Here is a 2,048-nt window from a genome sequence, read left to right as displayed (position 1 = left end):
GCCCGTTAACGTCAGTCTGGACGCGTTTGTCTCCGAACGAGATAGCGGCACCAACGACTGGCGAGCCATCGATCAACGCGACGTTGCCGCTAACGGCTCCGACGTCGCCACCTTGCACGACTGGCACCGCGCGCGCGGTGACCTTCCCGTGTCCCGCCTTGCGCATTGACCGAACGGCCTGGACGACATCTTTAGAGCTGATCGACTCTCGGGAATTGAGCCGCCACTGCCCATTCCCCATCTCACCCGCGTTGTCCTGGCCGGGATAAAACACACCTTTGTCCAGGTAGCTCTTCAGACGGCACAGCACCAGCGGCCGTACTTGCGCTGAGCAGCCGGCTGGCGTACCTAACGCGCGCCCGGAAGCATCGATACCCGTGGTCGCATAAGTAATCGGCTGAGACGCGTCGTTAGTTCCGCCGGGCATCTGCCCGGCGGACGCACCGCTAGCTCCGGCTGAAGTACCAGCCTGAGTTGGGCGGCCGCCTGCGGGTGCGGCGATGGAAGAGGTCTCGAATCCGAACGTTGTAAACGGCAACGCGCGGCCGCCAACCTGGCGGRTGCCTTGCAGAACAACCGAGTATTTGGTGCCCGTGAGGAGGTCGCCTCGAGCCTTGATAAAGACCAGCCGCCCATCTTCGGCAACGCCGACGTCGGCAGGAACGCTACCGGCAGGTCCCACAAGAGTTACCGACATGGGAGAGACAGTAGACGGATCGACCAAATTGGAGAAGCGAAGTACCACACGCGCAGAGGCCGAGACCTTTTCTGCGAGGTTTTCAGGAATCGAGGCCGCCAGAGCGAATTCGGCGGGATCCTTGTGATCGCCACTGCCGAACGACATCGAGTCAGGCGAGAACGCTAACGTCGCCGCCTCGCCCTGCACCGCCGGCTCGCCTCTCGCGCGAAGCACTACTGAGCCGTCGCTACGAAGGCTAGCCGCCGTCGACACCGCCATGTGGACGCCAGACGTATTCAGCAGTTGTACCGACTCGGATCCCGGCTGGTAGATCGCAGCGTCAGGCGAGGAAGAGTCGGCACTCCATCCTCCCGCGATCAGGATTCGACCATCCGTCAGCAATGTCATTGCCTGACCTGCGCCACGCGGAAGCGATTCAATTTTCGCAATAGAGAACGCAGAGGTGCGTGGATCGAGCCAGAGACCGTCATCGATCACCGAGCCCGTAGGGTCAAGACCGCCCCAGATCAACACACGCCCGTCTGGCAGGGAAACCAATGCGCTACCGATGCGGACTGCCGGAAGAGGCAGCGAAATCGAATGGTCCGGAGCCGCCAGATCATTGATGACCACTTTCCCCAAGGCGCCTTGAACGTGGAGGACTCGACCATCGGAAAGCATGATGCTTTGCTCTCGGGGCATCGCCTGCAGAACCTCAGCGGAAGCTCGCGTCGCGGGCGTTGGTACCTGTGCCCACGGCACTGAGACACCCACCGTGACTGTGACCAGTGCGCAAAGCGCCACGATGGCGTAAATCTTTCCGTGCTTCATTCCCATACCCCTTCGCTGTCCCTAATCGCCGAAACGCTGCGCTTATTGCCTGGTTATACTTGCACTGAAACCCATGGTGTCTCCGGCCTCCGAGCCCACCACAACCCGATAGATTCCCGGCGTCGTCGACACCGCGAAAACACAGTCAGAACCGGCGTTGCACCATCGAGTTCCGACGTTCGATCCCGCCGAATCGGCTACTGAGACCAGAACGTCCCTGTAGACAGATGTGGTGGTGATATCGGTGATATTGAAGTTGACCGCTCCAGCATCCGTGGCCGTGTACGTGAGGTACGCACTCTGGCTTGGGAAGACGGTCTGCAGTCCCACCACTGGGCCATCAAGGATGAGGTTCGCCTCGACACCTGAGGAAGCTGCGGCTTGTACAGATAGCCCATATGCAGTCGAGCTGGGATTGACGAACACCTTGTAAGTGCCGGTCGCTGGAAGGCCTGTGAGGTTCTGCGTGCTCCAACTACCAGTCGAGAATGAGGTGTAGACCGTGCCATCAGGCTGGTAGATGGTGTAACCAGCACCC

Annotated in this window: 2 protein-coding genes; both read right to left on the bottom strand. The window is 60.5% G+C overall.

What is annotated here, in order from left to right; translation table 11 throughout:
- A partial coding sequence (locus AC1DSN_RS21865) for an Ig-like domain-containing protein (protein ID WP_477332881.1) occupies positions 1 to 1,510 on the bottom strand: 1,510 nt, incomplete at its 3' end.
- Positions 1,511 to 1,552: 42 nt separating this feature from the next.
- A partial coding sequence (locus AC1DSN_RS21860; RefSeq protein ID WP_477332879.1) for a hypothetical protein occupies positions 1,553 to 2,048 on the bottom strand: 496 nt, incomplete at its 5' end.

The sequence above is a fragment of the Luteibacter sp. P4_D7_3 genome (genome assembly GCF_056401735.1).
This window is presented reverse-complemented; position numbering and strand designations above follow the sequence as displayed.